The organism is Bradyrhizobium sp. (assembly GCF_019242285.1).
Lineage (GTDB): Bacteria > Pseudomonadota > Alphaproteobacteria > Rhizobiales > Xanthobacteraceae > Bradyrhizobium.
In genome coordinates, this window is sequence record NZ_JAFAVV010000321.1 from 1 (window position 1) to 14,854 (window position 14,854).

Sequence of the window (14,854 nt, forward strand, 5' to 3'; positions counted from 1 at the left end):
CACTTCACTCAAGATCAACCGCTCTCCAGCAGGCTGCCTTCGAGCAACTCGGGTTCGATCCTGTTCGTGTCCAGTAACTGACATGCCGTTCGGAGCAATCATCAAGCTCCGTCAACAACTTGCGCAATTTGTGAGTGAAAACTTCGGACTAGCCTCCGAACGCGGGTGCCGAGCACCACGACTCCGAGATTCCGCATGTCGGCCCTCCTCGACCCGGCTGAAACCCAGCGCAGCCATGGTGGGGGTCATCGGCGTGCGCACGAATACCGCCCTCGAAGGCGGTGCGCTGTCAGGATGCTTCCGTTCTTTCTCCGTTTCAGTTTGTCGCATTTCCCACAAAGCACAGCGGTGTTTTCCCGTGTTCAACCGGTCTTCCGCAAACCTCTTCTCATCGGTAGCCAATTGGTTGGCCGACTGTGGCCCTTAGTCGTTTCATGCTGGGGCAATTGGAAGTAGTCGGCCAGGGAAAGCCCCGATTTGAGCGCGGCGGGGCGGCCCCGTTTCCTCCAGTTCACGAACCGCTTTTTGACCCGACAGTCTTCGGGTGTGCCAACGCCAAAGCTCTCTTGCCATTTTGCCCGAGGAAGATAGCCGATGCCAAAGCGTGAGACGCGTCGAAGCATCGAAGCAGAGTTGAACGCAGATGAGCAGCGGCTTTTTGCCGAAAGGCTCGAGGCGACAATGCGCGATTTCGAAGAGCTCGAGTGTCGAGTGCAGGAACTCGAGAAGGCTTGCGGGATATCCGGCTCCCGGGATCAGCCGCTGGACGAGCGCCTGGAAGCCGTAGGTTTAAACCGTGCCGCCGCGGCGGCGCGTGAAGCGCTGGAGGTGATGACCAAGGCCACGCTTGGCGAGATCGACGAGATTCCCGAGCGACTCAAACACGAACTGGCCGAAAGAGCTGACGCCGAGATCTCCGCACTTGACCAGTTACAGGCCATCGTCGACGCCGTAGGTGCAAACAGGCAACGGCGCTGAAGCGGCGCCGAACATACACAAGCGCCCGCGGGCTGGCCGCGCAGTTCCGGCGGAGGCGGCTACGATCAGGGCACCAGAGCTTCCGCCGCCTTTGCTCGACCCTGAGCCCGATCGTTCCCGGTCCGATCCTGATCCGTTGCTGCTCTTGGACCAGACAGGCTGTCCGCAAAGCAATGGGCTGGCTGCGGTCCCGCCGCTCTATTTTCTTGCGTCACGCGCATCCCTTCGCGCCTGCGATGGCCGTCTTTTCCTCCGCTCCAACGAGAGTCGCAACGCTCGAACCGCGCTTGAATGCGATGCAAACAGAACAGAAAACTCGTTGTTCTTGAACCAGACTTGCTGGTGGGCGGTGAGAGGATCGAACTCCCGACCATTGGTGTGTAAAACCAGTGCTCTACCGCTGAGCTAACCGCCCTTGTCGGCACGATCGTATGGCATCATGCGCAAGCGGCCTTCTTTACCCTTCCGCCCCGGCGGGGCGCAAGCATCGGCTCAATCGCCGGGCCGTGCGGGCAGTTCCGCCAATTCGCCGATCCATGGCGCGGCCGAGCGGCACCAGAGCTGGCGCCGCGGTCTCAGCGCGCCACGCTGGCGGATCGAGCCCCACCGGATGCCCCAATCATCCGGTACGCCCTCGCCGTGCGTGAACAGCGGCGAGCCGCATTCGCCGCAGAAATGCTGATAGCGGGTGCGGCCATTGTCGGCGGTCTTGGCGTAGACTCGCGCCGACGCTCCCGTCATCCGGACGGCATCGCCGTCGCAGATCACCGTCACGCGGTAGGGCGAGCCGGTCAGCGACTGGCAGTCGGTGCAATGGCAGACCGAGACGCGTTCCGGGTCGATCTCGGCCTCGTAGGTCACGCGGCCGCAGTGGCATCGTCCGTCGATCCGCATGGTGCCTTCTTCCTTCCCAAAAACAGGAACGGCGCCCGAAGGCGCCGTTCCCCGCATTCAGTGGGCTTCAATGCGCGGTCAGGCCGCCGCCGGCTTCATCGCCGGACTCCTGCTGGACGGGGACCTTGGTGTCCTCCTCCCAGACGATCGGCGTCGGCTTGCGCACCAGCGCACGCGCGATGACATCGTCGAGACGGGTCACCGGAATGATCTCCATGCCGCCCTTGATCGCATCGGAAATCTCCGTGAGATCCTTGGCGTTGTCCTCGGGGATCAGCACCGTCTTGATGCCGCCGCGCGCAGCCGCAAGCAGCTTCTCCTTGAGGCCGCCGATCGGCAGCACCCTGCCGCGCAGCGTGATCTCGCCGGTCATCGCAACGTCGTGGCGAACCGGAATGCCGGTCATGATCGAGATGATCGCGGTCGCCATCGCGACACCCGCCGACGGACCGTCCTTCGGGGTCGCCCCCTCCGGCACGTGGACGTGGATGTCGCGCTTGTCGAACAGCGGCGGCTCGACGCCATAGGTGATCGCGCGGGAGCGGACATAGGACGCCGCCGCCGAGATCGATTCCTTCATGACGTCGCGCAGATTGCCGGTGACCGTCATCCTGCCCTTGCCGGGCATCATGACGCCTTCGATCGTCAGCAGCTCGCCGCCGACATCGGTCCAGGCGAGGCCCGTGACGATGCCGACCTGGTCGTCGCTCTCGATCTCGCCGAAGCGGTACTTCGGCACGCCGAGGAAGTCCTCCAGGGTCTTCTCGGTGACCTTGACCGATTTCTTCTTGGAGATCATCAGCTCCTTCACCGCCTTGCGGGCGAGCGTCGAGAGCTCACGCTCCAGATTGCGCACGCCGGCCTCGCGGGTGTAGCGGCGGATCACCAGCAGCAGCGCCTCGTCGTCGATCGACCACTCCTTGGAATCCAGGCCGTGCTTGGAGAGCGCGTTCGGGATCAGGTGCTTGCGCGCGATCTCGACCTTCTCGTTCTCGGTGTAGCCCGCGATCCGGATGATCTCCATGCGGTCCATCAGCGGACCGGGAATGTTCAGTGTATTCGCGGTCGTGATGAACATGACGTTGGAGAGGTCGTAGTCGACCTCGAGATAGTGGTCGTTGAAGGTCGAGTTCTGCTCGGGGTCCAGAACCTCGAGCAGCGCCGAAGACGGATCGCCGCGGAAATCGGCGCCCATCTTGTCGATCTCGTCCAGCAGGAACAGCGGGTTCGAGCTCTTGGCCTTGCGCATCGACTGGATGATCTTGCCGGGCATCGAGCCGATATAGGTGCGGCGGTGACCGCGGATCTCGGCCTCGTCGCGCACGCCGCCGAGCGAGACGCGCACGAATTCGCGTCCCGTCGCCTTCGCGATCGACTTGCCGAGCGAGGTCTTGCCGACGCCGGGAGGCCCGACCAGGCACAGGATCGGTCCGGTCAGCTTGTTGGCGCGCGACTGCACCGCCAGATACTCGACGATGCGGTCCTTGACCTTCTCGAGCCCATAGTGATCGGCATCCAGCACCGCCTGCGCGGCCTCCAGATCCTTCTTCACCTTGGACTTCTTGTTCCACGGGATCGACAACAGCCAGTCGAGATAGTTGCGCACGACGGTCGCTTCCGCGGACATCGGCGACATCTGGCGCAGCTTCTTCAGCTCGTGCTGGGCCTTCTCGCGGGCTTCCTTGGAGAGCTTGGTCTTGTTGATCTTCTCCTCGAGGTCGGCGAGCTCGTCCCGGCCATCCTCGTCGCCGAGCTCCTTCTGGATCGCCTTCATCTGCTCGTTGAGATAATACTCGCGCTGGGTCTTCTCCATCTGGCGCTTGACGCGCGAGCGGATGCGCTTCTCGACCTGCAGCACGTTGATTTCGCTCTCCATCAGCCCCAGCACCTTCTCCAGGCGCGTGGTGACCGACAGCGTCTCCAGGATGCCCTGGCGATCGGCGATCTTGACCGCGAGATGGGAGGCGACCGTGTCGGCGAGCTTGCCGAAATCGGTGATCGCCTGCACCACGCCGATGACCTCGGCCGAGATCTTCTTGTTGAGCTTCACATAGCTCTCGAAATCCGACACGACCGAGCGACCCATGGCTTCGGCCTCGACCGACTTCGCGTCGGTATCGGCGAGCGCGACCGCGGTCGCCTCATAGTAGTCGGCGCGGTCGGTGTATTTCTCCACCCGCGCGCGCTCCAGGCCTTCCACCAGCACCTTCACGGTGCCGTCGGGCAGTTTCAGGAGCTGCAGGACGCTCGCAAGCGTGCCGGTCTCGTAGATCGCATCCGGACCCGGATCGTCGTCGGACGCATTCTTCTGCGTCGCCAGCAGAACCAGCGCGTCGTTCTTCATCACCTCTTCGAGGGCGCGGATCGATTTCTCGCGGCCGACGAACAGCGGCACGATGTTGTGCGGGAACACGACGATGTCGCGGAGCGGCAACACGGGATAGGAGTGGCTCTCGCCGTGGACGATTGTTGGCCGGGGTTTTGGGGTCGTCATGGCCTGTTCCTTTTGTTGTGCCCCCTTGCACGCAGCCCGCTCTCATGCGCAACCGCCACAAGGTGCCGAGATGATCCGGACTTCAGCCTGGCTGCGAACGCGCAGGCGGACGCTTCCGGATCGTTGTTGAGGCGAATCTGCACGAGCAATCGTCTTCGCCGATAGCATTAGGTGGCTATCGGACGGGGGTGAGTCAAGTGTCGGAAAATGCCCGCCAAATGCGGACTTGACGCAGTTACTCGCTTACGCAAACGCGTTGCGGAGACGCCTCTCCGCAACGATTTTCTGACCGGCCCGCTGCGTGGGCCGAGCCAATTCTCAGGCGCTCGCGCTGCTTTCCACTGCGCGGTCGGAGCGATCGGCGTAGATGTAGAGCGGACGTGCCGTTCCCTCCACGACCTCGCGCGAGATCACGACCTCCTCGACGCCTTCCAGGCCCGGAAGGTCGAACATGGTCTCGAGCAGGATGCTCTCCAGGATCGAGCGCAGTCCCCGCGCGCCGGTCTTGCGCTCGATCGCCTTGCGCGCGACCGCGCCAAGCGCCTCGTCGGCGAAGGTGAGCTCGATGTTCTCCATCTCGAACAGCCGCTGATACTGCTTGACCAGCGCGTTCTTCGGATCGGTCAGGATCTTCTTCAGCGAGGCCTCGTCGAGATCCTCGAGCGTTGCGACCACCGGCAGACGGCCGACGAATTCGGGGATCAGCCCGTATTTCAAGAGATCCTCCGGCTCGACGTGACGGAAGATCTCGCCGGTACGGCGGTCTTCCGGCGCCAGCACCTGGGCCGCGAAGCCGATCGAGGTCGAACGGCCCCGCGCGGAAATGATCTTCTCGAGCCCCGAGAACGCGCCGCCGCAGATGAACAGGATGTTGGTGGTGTCGACCTGCAGGAATTCCTGCTGCGGATGCTTGCGGCCGCCCTGCGGCGGCACCGACGCCACCGTGCCTTCCATGATCTTCAGCAGCGCCTGCTGCACGCCCTCGCCCGAGACGTCGCGGGTGATGGAGGGATTGTCGGACTTGCGGCTGATCTTGTCGATCTCGTCGATATAGACGATGCCGCGCTGCGCGCGCTCGACATTGTAGTCGGCGGCCTGCAGCAGCTTCAGGATGATGTTCTCGACGTCCTCGCCGACATAGCCGGCTTCCGTCAGCGTGGTCGCGTCCGCCATGGTGAAGGGCACGTCGAGGATGCGGGCCAGCGTCTGCGCCAGCAGCGTCTTGCCCGAGCCGGTCGGACCGATCAGCAGGATGTTCGACTTCGCGAGCTCGACGTCGTTGTGCTTGGTCTGGTGGTTCAGGCGCTTGTAGTGATTGTGGACGGCGACCGAGAGCACCTTCTTGGCATGGCTCTGGCCGATCACGTAATCGTCGAGAACCTTGCAGATCTCCTTCGGCGTCGGGATTCCGTCACGCGACTTCACGAGCGAGGACTTGTTCTCCTCGCGGATGATGTCCATGCAGAGCTCGACGCATTCGTCGCAGATAAAGACGGTCGGACCCGCGATCAGCTTGCGGACTTCGTGCTGGCTCTTGCCGCAGAACGAGCAATACAACGTATTCTTGGAGTCGCTCGCGCCGACCTTACTCATTCTTATCTCCGTCCGCCGTTCGACCTCGTCTGCCCGATCGATCCATTTTGGCTCTGCACCGCCTGGAAGGATATAGATAGAGCAAATTCCGTACCAAAAAAGACCCTACGCCATACATGCCGCGCGAATCACGGCCTTGTTCGAATCTCCCGCGATCATACCCGATCATACTAGCCAATCATGCTGACAGCCGACTATCAAGAAATCGCTAACCGGCGGTGCAACAGGCCCCGTGACAATACCGTAATTTGAGGCATTGGCACGAGGGAAATCTCCAAAATCGGGCGACGTTGCCTGAGTGCCACGAGGCCTCCCGCCGGCATGAACCCGGAACCTGCACCCGGTAGGAGGGTAGGGCCAGCTCGGCGCAATCGCAGCCTCTGGAACGTCCGCGCCGATCCGTAGTGCTACGGAGCAGCGCTCACGACGCCCCTACGACGTCTTGGCCATCGGCGCCGGATCCTCGGCGCGCTTGTCGATCACCTTGTCGACGATGCCGAACTCCTTGGCCGCTTCCGCGGTGAGGAATTTGTCGCGCTCCAGCGCATCCTCGATCGCCTTGTAGGTCTGGCCGGTGTGCTTGACATAAATCTCGTTGAGCCGCTTCTTCAAATTCAGGATTTCCTGCGCGTGCAGCATGATGTCGGTCGCCTGGCCCTGGAAGCCGCCGGACGGCTGGTGCACCATGATGCGCGAGTTCGGCAGTGAGAAGCGCATGTCCTTGTGACCGGCAGCGAGCAGAAGCGAGCCCATCGAGGCCGCCTGCCCGGTGCACAGCGTCGACACCGCCGGCCGGATGAACTGCATCGTGTCGTAGATCGCCAGTCCCGATGTCACCACGCCGCCGGGCGAGTTGATGTACATCGCGATTTCCTTCTTCGGATTGTCCGCCTCCAGGAACAGGAGCTGCGCCACCACCAGCGTCGACATGCCGTCCTCGACCGGCCCGGTGACGAAGATGATGCGCTCCTTCAGCAGCCGCGAGAAGATGTCGTAGGCGCGTTCGCCGCGATTGGTCTGCTCGACGACCATCGGCACGAGGTTCATGTAGGTTTCAACGGGATCGCGCATGAATCACCCAGGATTGTTGGCAGAGGCGGACGGCCAGCGACAAAGTGGAGGCCGGGCGCCTCGTGATGCAGGACTAGAACAAGCTCACACATATGGACCGATTTCGCAGGCGGCAAGCCCGGTCAATCGGCTAGGTCACGTCACTTGAATCCGATTCGCGCGCGCCCGCCCAGTGCGGCGAGGCCGCTTCCCGCCCTCATTCTTAACGCGCGCCTACCTCTCGTCAGGCCGCGCTCTTCTCCTCATCGTCCTTGTAGAGCTCCTCCTTCGACACTTTCTTCTCGGTGACATGGGCGAGCTCCAGGATGAAGTCGACGACCTTGTCCTCAAAGATCGGTGCACGAATCTGGGCCAGCGCATTGGGGTTGTTGCGATAATAATCCCAGAGCTCCTTCGCGCGCTCGGGGATCTGCCGCACCCGCTCCATCACCGCACGGCTGACCTCCTCGTCGGTCACCGTGATCTTGTTCTTCTCGCCGATCTCCGAAAGCACGAGACCGAGCCGGACCCGCCGATCCGCAATCCCGCGGTACTCCTGCTTCGCTGCCTCCTCGGTCGTGTTCTCGTCGGCAAAAGTCTTGCCGCTCGAGTCCATCTCGGCCTTGATCGAGTTCCACATCAGGTTGAACTCCTCGTCGACGAGCGACGGCGGCGCCTCGAACTTGTGGGTCTCGTCGAGCCGATCGAGCAGCGCGCGCTTGACGCGCTGGCGCGTCGCCACCGCGAATTCCGCAGCGAGACGCTCGCGCACGGCCTGCCTGAGCTTGTCGAGCGACTCCAGTCCCAGCGTCTTGGCGAGCTCGTCATTGATCTCGAGCGGCTGCGGCGCCTCGACGGCCGTCGCGGTGGTCTCGAATTCGGCCGGCTGGCCGGCAAGCTTGTCGTTCGCATAATTCTTCGGAAACGGCACTTTCAAGGTGCGGGTCTCGCCGGCCGCGACGCCGGTGAGCTGATCCTCGAAACCGGGAATGAAGGTGCCTGAGCCGATCGTGACCTGGATGCCTTCGCCGGTGCCGCCGTCGAACGCCACGCCGTCGATGGTGCCCTTGAAGTTGATGGTGACGCGATCACCGGATTCCGCCTTGGCGCCATCACCCTTGTCCGCGAAGCTGCGATTCTGCTCGGCGATCCGCTTGATCGATTCATCGACGTCCGCATCGCCGACGTCGGCGACCGGCTTCTCGACGTCGAAGCTCTTGAAGTCGGCAAGCGAGATCGCCGGAACCACCTCGATCGCGACCGTATAGGTGAGATCGGTCTGGCCGGTCAGGAGCTGCTCGACGTCCTTCTGCTCCGTCGGCATGGTGATCTTGGGCTCGGAGGCCAGGCGGAAGCCGCGCTCGTTGAAGATCTGGGTGTTGGCATCGCGGATGGTCTGATCGATGGTCTCGGCCATCACCGATCGCCCATAGACTTTCTTCAGATGGCTCACGGGCACCTTGCCCGGGCGAAAGCCGTTGATGCGCACCTTGTCCTTGAGATCGACGAGACGGGCATCCGCCTTGGCGTCGAGGTCGGAGGCGGGAACGCTGACCTGAAATTCGTGCTTCAATCCCTGCGACAGGGTTTCGGTGACCTGCATGGTGTCAAATCTTCTTCCGCGATACGTCTTCCGCGATGCGTCCGGCCGGGCGGCCGGAATTTCCTCTCATCCGATCGGCGCCGGGCGTCGAGCCTGTGCCGTTTCCTTGCGCCTTCCTTGCGCCGTTTTCGGCGGCCCCTGCCCGATCACGGGCAAACGGTCCCCGACAAATCCCAATGCCAACGCCTCGAGAGCGCTTGGTGCGGGCGGAGGGACTCGAACCCCCACAACTTTCGTCACTGGAACCTAAATCCAGCGCGTCTACCAGTTCCGCCACGCCCGCTTTGGATGCATCAGGATAAGCCGCGATGCCCGCGGGCGGCGGCTTATATCACGCGTCTGCCGGTTCGCAGCAAAAAAATCGGCCCCCTGAGGGCAAACCGTCGCCGCGCGTCAACTGGACAGATCGCGCGAAAAATGGTCCGCATCGGTCTCATGGCACAGCGGATTTCCTGGACCAGCCGGCGCGGCTTCGTGGCCGGATTTTCGGCCGTCACCCTGGCTGGCTGGATGCGCCCCCTGGCAGCGGCCGCGCAGCCGCCGCAATCCCTGACGCTCGTGGCCAGATTGGACGCAATCGCGCTGCAAGGCGGCCAGCAGGAGCTTCCGGTCTGGTCGCTGCAACCGTCATTGCCGACGCTGCGTTTCAAGCGCGGCCAGCTCGTGCTGTCGCTGCAGAACGCGCTGCCGGTGTCCTGCGTGTTGAACTGGCATGGGCTCGACGGCGCCCAGGCCGCCGAGCCGCTGACCGCCCAGGCGCCGCTCGCGCCGGGGGCAGGCGCCACTCTGTCGTTGCCGCTCCGCCATGCCGGCACGCATTTCTGCGACCTCGGGCTGCTCGCCGACGGCCGCGGCCCGATGTCGCGGCCGCTGGCCCTGGTGGTGGAGGAAGACGAGCCGCCAAAGGTCGATCGCGACGAGCTGTTCATGATCGAGGATTGGCGGCTCGGCCCGGACGCAGGCGAGAAGATCGCCGCGCCCGTCTACAGCGTCAACGGTCGGATGTCGCCCGATATTACCGTGCGAACTCACGAGCGCTTGAGGCTGCGCTTCATCAATGGCTGCCAACGCGCCGCCGTCGCGCTCAAGATCGAAGGCCACGACGCCCGCGTGATGGCCCTGGACGGTGAGCCCGCGGAACCCTTCCTCGCCCGCAATGGCGCCATCGTGCTGGCGCCGGGCGGCCGGGCCGACGCCTTCGTCGATGCGACCTCCGCGCCGGGATCGGCGCGCGACATCCTGCTGCACGACGGCAAAGAGGCCCGCGCGGTCGCGCGGCTGGTGACCGCGAGCGATCCGCCGGTTCGACCGGCGCCGCTGCCGGCTCCCTCCCCGCTGCCGTCGAACGGGCTGCCGGCGGAGCTTGATCTGCGCGGCGCGCTTCGCGTCGATCTTCCGCTCGGCGGCGCCGAATGGGTCTCGCCGGCGAGCTTCCGCACATCGGCCGCACCGGCTTTTCAGGCCAAGGCCGGCCGCATCGTGGTGCTGGCTGTCACCAACCGCGCCGAGAAGGCGACGACCTTCCATCTGCACGGTCATCATTTTCGGCTGCTCGACCGGCTCGACGACGGCTGGAAGCCGTTCTGGCTCGACACGCTCACGGTCGAGCCCGGCCAGACCCAGCGCATCGCGTTTGCCGCCGAGCATGCCGGGCGCTTCCTGATCGAGGGGGCCGGTGCCGATTGGTCGGCGCCGCGGCTCGTGCGATGGTACGGCGTCAGTTGAGGGAACGAGCCCCATGAGCAAGAAAACTCCCGCCATCGCCGCCGTGAAGGCGCGCGCGGTGATCACGCCGCTGAAACGCCCGGTGCGAAATGCCTTCGGCGTCATCGATGCCGGGCCGCTGGTCCTGATCGATGTCGCGACCGACCAGGGCGTCACCGGGCACGCCTATATCTTCGCCTACACGAAAATGACGCTGAAGCCGCTGGTCGGCCTGATCGAGGAGATCGGCCGCGAGCTCACCGGCAAGGCGATCGCGCCCTGCGACCTGATGGCCGCCATGGACGCAAAATTCCGCCTGCTCGGCTGGCAGGGATTGGTCGGTATGGCGGTGTCGGGCCTCGACATGGCGTTCTGGGATGCGCTCGGCCAGGCCGCCGGCAAGGGCGTGGTCGAGCTCTTCGGCGGCGCGGCGCGGCCGGTGCGCGCCTATGACAGCTATGGCGTGGTCGATCCCGTGGCCGACAAGGAGGCGCTGCTCCACTCGCTCGACCAGGGTTTTCGCGGCATCAAGATCAAGGGCGGCGATGGCGATGCCGCCAACGACGAGCGGGTGGTCAAGGGCGTGCGCGACCTGATCGGCCCCGACGTCGCGCTGATGATCGATTTCAACCAGTCGCTCGATCCGGCCGAGGCCATCCGCCGCATCAGGAGGCTCGCGCCTTACGACCTCACCTGGGTCGAGGAGCCGGTACCGCAGGAGAACCTGTCGGGTCATGCCAGGGTGCGCGCAGCCTCGGCGGTCCCGATCCAGGCCGGTGAGAACTGGTGGTTTCCGCGCGGCTTTGCCGAGGCGATCGCCGTCGGCGCGACCGATCTCATCATGCCCGATCTGATGAAGGTCGGCGGGATCACCGGCTGGCTCGCCGTCGCAGCGCAAGCCGAGGCCGCCAACATCCCGATGTCGAGCCACCTGTTCGCCGAGGCCAGCGCGCACATGCTGGCGGTGACGCCGACGGCGGATTGGCTCGAGGTGCTGGACTTCGCCGGCGCCATCCTGGCCGAGCCGATCCGGATCGTCGACGGCATGCTCACCGCACGCGGCCCCGGGCTCGGTCTCGAATGGAACGAGACGGCGGTCGCGAAATACCTGGTTTGAGCAGGCGTAGCCCGCATGAGCGACTTGTCCGCCGAAGCTCGAAGAGCGAAGGCGGAAGCGATATGGGGGTCCACCGTTTCCCGGATATCGCTCCGCTCATCCGGGCTACGACGCTTGCAGCGCGCTCAATAGTCGATGCCGAACTCGTCGTAGATGTGGCGATGCACGGCGGGCAGCACCTCGGGCAGGTCTTCCGCGATCAGGCCGGGCCCGGCCTCGCGTGCGGCCTCGCCATGCATCCACACCGCGATGCTGGCGGCCTCGAACGCCGGAACGCCCTGTGCCATCAGGCCTGCGATGATGCCGGCCAGCACGTCGCCGGCGCCGGCCGTGGCAAGCCAGGGCGGTGCGTTGGCGGCAATGGTGGCACGTCCGTCGGGCGCGACAATCGTGGTGTCCGGCCCCTTCAACAACACCACCGCGCCGGAACGCTCGGCCGCCGCGTGCACGCGGTCGAGCTTGGAGCGGCCGGGATGTTTGTTGCTCATGTCGCTGAACAGCCGCGGAAACTCACCTTCATGCGGCGTCAGCACCACCTGCGACGGGGATGCCGCCTTGACGGCCTGAAACAGATGATCGGGGGCATCCGCGAAGCTCGTCAGCGCATCAGCATCGAGCACGATATGGCGGCCGGCCGACAACGCGGTGTGGACGAAATCGACCGTGCGCGGACCGACGCCGGCGCCAGGCCCGATGACGACCGCATTGTAGCGCTCGTCGGCCAGTTCCCGGCCAAGCTCGACCGGCGTATCCACGGCGCGTACCATTACCGCGGTCAATGCGCCGGCGTTGACCGCGAGCGCATCTCGAGGCGAAGCCAGGGTCACGAGGCCGGCGCCGGCTCGAAGCGCCGCGCGGGCGGACATCCGCGCCGCCCCAGTCGCGGTGATGCCGCCGGAGAGGGCCAGCACATGGCCGCGGGAATATTTGTGGCCGTCGGTCCGCGGCACCGGAAACGATTCGCGCCAGCATTGCGGCGTGTTCTCGAAGGTCTGCGGCCTGATTTCATCCAGCACCCGCGCGTCGATGCCGATGTCGACGACCCGCACCCGTCCGCATCGCAAACGGCCGGGCAGCAGAAGATGCGCCGGCTTCTTGCGGAAAAATGTTACCGTTTCGGTGGCGCTCACCGCCGCGCCCATGATGGCGGCCGTCGTGCCGTTGACGCCGCTCGGCAGGTCGACGGCCAGCACCGGCGCGCCGTTGGCATTGATCGCTTCGATCATCGCGCGCGGCTCGCCTTCGACCGCGCGGCTCAGCCCGGCGCCGAACAGCGCGTCGATGATCAATGCGGGCCTGCCGATCGCATGTGGATTGAACGGCAGCACCGGATATTTCCAGCCGCGCGCGGCGGAGGCCGCATCGCCCTGCAATGCCTCGCGCTCGCACATCTGGATGACGGAAACTTCTCGTCCCTGGGCCGCCAGCTCGGCGGCGGCGACAAACCCATCGCCGCCATTGTTTCCGGGCCCGGCGATCACCAGCACCGGCCCCTCGTCCACGAGGTGCTGGGCCGCTTCGGCCACCGCCTGACCGGCGCTCAGCATCAACGCAAAGCCGGGTGTGCCGGCGGCAATGGTCAGCCGGTCCACCCGTTCCATTTCAGCCGTCGTCAAGACCTCCATGCCACACACCCCGATCAAACGCCTCATATGCAGGCACTTGCGAACCCGACCAGATGCCGGCCGACTGCAAATGCACAGCAATTGATCTGATTGCCTATTTCGCAGGCTTAGCTATTCTGCACCCCCGGTCACCTAGCAAGCCAGATGCCAGTTAATCGTCTGATAACATTCCGCAAATCGAGCCTGTCGAGCACTTGGCATAGACCCTGCTTTTGGGGAAGCCGCTTCGGATCGTTGGGCTGGCTGGCCTCAGGGCTCGGCTGCCGGACATCGGACGGTCGAACAAGCGGTCCTGAACTGGACGATCGAACGACCCGTTTATCATGCGCGACCTGACATCGACTTGCAATTTTTCGAATCTGGAAATGCCCCCGGGAGACGCTCCGTGAAAAAGATCGAGGCCATCATCAAGCCGTTCAAGCTCGACGAGGTGAAGGAGGCGCTTCAGGAGGTGGGTCTGCAAGGTATCACGGTGACCGAGGCCAAGGGTTTTGGCCGGCAGAAGGGACATGCCGAGCTCTATCGTGGCGCCGAATACATCGTGGATTTCCTGCCCAAGGTGAAGATCGAGATCGTGATCGGCGACGACCTGGTGGAACGCGCGATCGACGCCATCCGGCGCGCCGCGCAGACCGGGCGGATCGGCGACGGCAAGATTTTCGTCTCCAACATCGAGGAGGCGATCCGTATCCGAACCGGAGAATCCGGCCTCGATGCGATCTAGAGCCCCGACGCGGTCAGGCCTGGACGGTCGCTCAAAGTCGACGCAAAGGCCGGCTCCGCCGGCCGTTCCGATATTGTGTTGAGCCCCACCGAACGCTATTGAGCATGGTCCGCGGTCGCTGCCCGCGGCCGGATGATCGCGACCTGTAGCCAGAGGGGGATTCATGAAGACCGCCAAAGACGTCCTGCAATCAATCAAGGACAATGACGTCAAATACGTCGATCTGCGTTTTACCGATCCGCGCGGCAAGTGGCAGCACGTGACCTTCGATGCCGGAATGATCGAGGAGGATTCCTTCGCCGAGGGCCTGATGTTCGACGGTTCCTCGATCGCGGGCTGGAAGGCGATCAACGAGTCGGACATGTGCCTGATGCCCGATCCGGTCACCGCCACGATCGATCCGTTCTTCGCCGAGACCACCCTGATCCTGGTCTGCGACGTGCTCGAGCCGACCACCGGCGAGCCCTATAACCGCGATCCGCGCGGCATCGCCAAGAAGGCCGAGGCGATGGTGAAGTCGATGGGCGTCGGCGATGCCGTGTTCTTCGGGCCCGAGGCCGAGTTCTTCGTATTCGACGACGTGCGCTACTCCGCCCTGCCCTACAACACCGGCTTCCGGCTCGACTCCTCGGAGTTCCCGACCAACTCGGACACCGAGTACGAGGGTGGCAATCTCGGCCACCGCATCCGCACCAAGGCCGGCTACTTCCCGGTGCCGCCACAGGACTCGGTGCAGGACATGCGCTCGGAAATGCTCGGTGCGATGTCCAAGATGGGCGTCAAGGTCGAGAAGCATCACCATGAGGTCGCTTCCGCCCAGCACGAGCTCGGCATGAAGTTCGACGCCATGACGCTGATGGCCGACCAGATGCAGATCTACAAATACTGCATCCACCAGGTCGCCCACATCTACGGCAAGACCGCCACCTTCATGCCGAAGCCGGTCTATGGCGACAACGGCTCGGGCATGCACTGCCACCAGTCGATCTGGAAGGAAGGCAAGCCGGTGTTCGCCGGCAACAAGTACGCCGACCTGTCCGAGACCTGCCTGTCCTACATCGCCGGCGTCATC

At 64.3% G+C, this 14,854-nt stretch carries 11 protein-coding genes and 2 tRNA genes; 5 read left to right on the forward strand and 8 right to left on the reverse strand.

The genetic code is table 11. The features are described from left to right. Positions 1–594: 594 nt before the first annotated feature. Complete coding sequence (locus JOY90_RS12605) at positions 595–978, forward strand: hypothetical protein (RefSeq protein WP_291691463.1); 384 nt, start codon at positions 595–597, stop codon at positions 976–978. 340 nt (positions 979–1,318) lie between these two features. Here the strand turns inward: JOY90_RS12605 and JOY90_RS12610 are convergent. The 7 genes from JOY90_RS12610 to JOY90_RS12640 all read right to left on the reverse strand — a co-directional run bounded on the left by JOY90_RS12610 (position 1,319) and on the right by JOY90_RS12640 (position 8,895). After that, a tRNA-Val gene (locus tag JOY90_RS12610) sits at positions 1,319–1,393 on the reverse strand. Between the two features lie 77 nt (positions 1,394–1,470). Continuing rightward, on the reverse strand, positions 1,471–1,872 hold the full coding sequence (locus JOY90_RS12615) for a GFA family protein (protein ID WP_291691464.1): 402 nt from the start codon (positions 1,870–1,872) through the stop codon (positions 1,471–1,473). Positions 1,873–1,939: 67 nt separating this feature from the next. After that, complete coding sequence (lon, locus tag JOY90_RS12620; RefSeq protein WP_291691465.1) at positions 1,940–4,366, reverse strand: endopeptidase La; 2,427 nt, start codon at positions 4,364–4,366, stop codon at positions 1,940–1,942. A gap of 318 nt (positions 4,367–4,684) precedes the next feature. Further along, positions 4,685–5,959, reverse strand: coding sequence for an ATP-dependent Clp protease ATP-binding subunit ClpX (gene clpX / locus JOY90_RS12625; protein ID WP_195783996.1), 1,275 nt, complete (start codon positions 5,957–5,959; stop codon positions 4,685–4,687). Between the two features lie 432 nt (positions 5,960–6,391). Continuing rightward, complete coding sequence (locus JOY90_RS12630) at positions 6,392–7,030, reverse strand: ATP-dependent Clp protease proteolytic subunit (RefSeq protein ID WP_291691466.1); 639 nt, start codon at positions 7,028–7,030, stop codon at positions 6,392–6,394. A gap of 223 nt (positions 7,031–7,253) precedes the next feature. Then, the gene (gene tig / locus JOY90_RS12635) at positions 7,254–8,612 is read right to left on the reverse strand and encodes a trigger factor (protein ID WP_291691467.1); all 1,359 of its coding nucleotides are present in this window, start codon (positions 8,610–8,612) and stop codon (positions 7,254–7,256) included. A gap of 198 nt (positions 8,613–8,810) precedes the next feature. After that, positions 8,811–8,895, reverse strand: a tRNA-Leu gene (locus tag JOY90_RS12640). A 134-nt stretch (positions 8,896–9,029) separates the two neighbouring features. Here JOY90_RS12640 and JOY90_RS12645 point away from each other — a divergent pair. Then, positions 9,030–10,337 carry a multicopper oxidase family protein gene (locus tag JOY90_RS12645; RefSeq protein ID WP_291691468.1) on the forward strand — a complete coding sequence of 436 codons (1,308 nt, stop codon included), beginning with the start codon at positions 9,030–9,032 and terminating at the stop codon, positions 10,335–10,337. A gap of 13 nt (positions 10,338–10,350) precedes the next feature. Continuing rightward, positions 10,351–11,433, forward strand: a complete 1,083-nt coding sequence (locus JOY90_RS12650) for an enolase C-terminal domain-like protein (protein ID WP_291691469.1) — start codon at positions 10,351–10,353, stop codon at positions 11,431–11,433. Positions 11,434–11,558: 125 nt separating this feature from the next. Here the strand turns inward: JOY90_RS12650 and JOY90_RS12655 are convergent, their stop codons facing one another. Then, complete coding sequence (locus JOY90_RS12655; protein WP_291691470.1) at positions 11,559–13,058, reverse strand: NAD(P)H-hydrate dehydratase; 1,500 nt, start codon at positions 13,056–13,058, stop codon at positions 11,559–11,561. A 385-nt stretch (positions 13,059–13,443) separates the two neighbouring features. Between JOY90_RS12655 and JOY90_RS12660 the strand changes: the two genes are divergently transcribed. Both JOY90_RS12660 and JOY90_RS12665 read left to right on the forward strand, forming a co-directional pair. After that, the gene (locus JOY90_RS12660; protein WP_007603495.1) at positions 13,444–13,782 is read left to right on the forward strand and encodes a P-II family nitrogen regulator; all 339 of its coding nucleotides are present in this window, start codon (positions 13,444–13,446) and stop codon (positions 13,780–13,782) included. A gap of 163 nt (positions 13,783–13,945) precedes the next feature. Next, the coding region (locus tag JOY90_RS12665) for a glutamine synthetase beta-grasp domain-containing protein (protein WP_291691471.1) at positions 13,946–14,854 on the forward strand (909 nt) is incomplete at its 3' end.

Bases quoted from the DNA above. Each gene is read 5' to 3' on its own strand.
- JOY90_RS12655 (WP_291691470.1), bottom strand. From the start codon at position 13,058: ATGGAGGTCTTGACGACGGCTGAAATGGAACGGGTGGACCGGCTGACC.
- tig (WP_291691467.1), bottom strand. From the start codon at position 8,612: ATGCAGGTCACCGAAACCCTGTCGCAGGGATTGAAGCACGAATTTCAG.
- lon (WP_291691465.1), bottom strand. From the start codon at position 4,366: ATGACGACCCCAAAACCCCGGCCAACAATCGTCCACGGCGAGAGCCAC.
- JOY90_RS12615 (WP_291691464.1), bottom strand. From the start codon at position 1,872: ATGCGGATCGACGGACGATGCCACTGCGGCCGCGTGACCTACGAGGCC.
- JOY90_RS12645 (WP_291691468.1), top strand. From the start codon at position 9,030: ATGGTCCGCATCGGTCTCATGGCACAGCGGATTTCCTGGACCAGCCGG.
- JOY90_RS12630 (WP_291691466.1), bottom strand. From the start codon at position 7,030: ATGCGCGATCCCGTTGAAACCTACATGAACCTCGTGCCGATGGTCGTC.
- JOY90_RS12605 (WP_291691463.1), top strand. From the start codon at position 595: ATGCCAAAGCGTGAGACGCGTCGAAGCATCGAAGCAGAGTTGAACGCA.
- clpX (WP_195783996.1), bottom strand. From the start codon at position 5,959: ATGAGTAAGGTCGGCGCGAGCGACTCCAAGAATACGTTGTATTGCTCG.
- JOY90_RS12650 (WP_291691469.1), top strand. From the start codon at position 10,351: ATGAGCAAGAAAACTCCCGCCATCGCCGCCGTGAAGGCGCGCGCGGTG.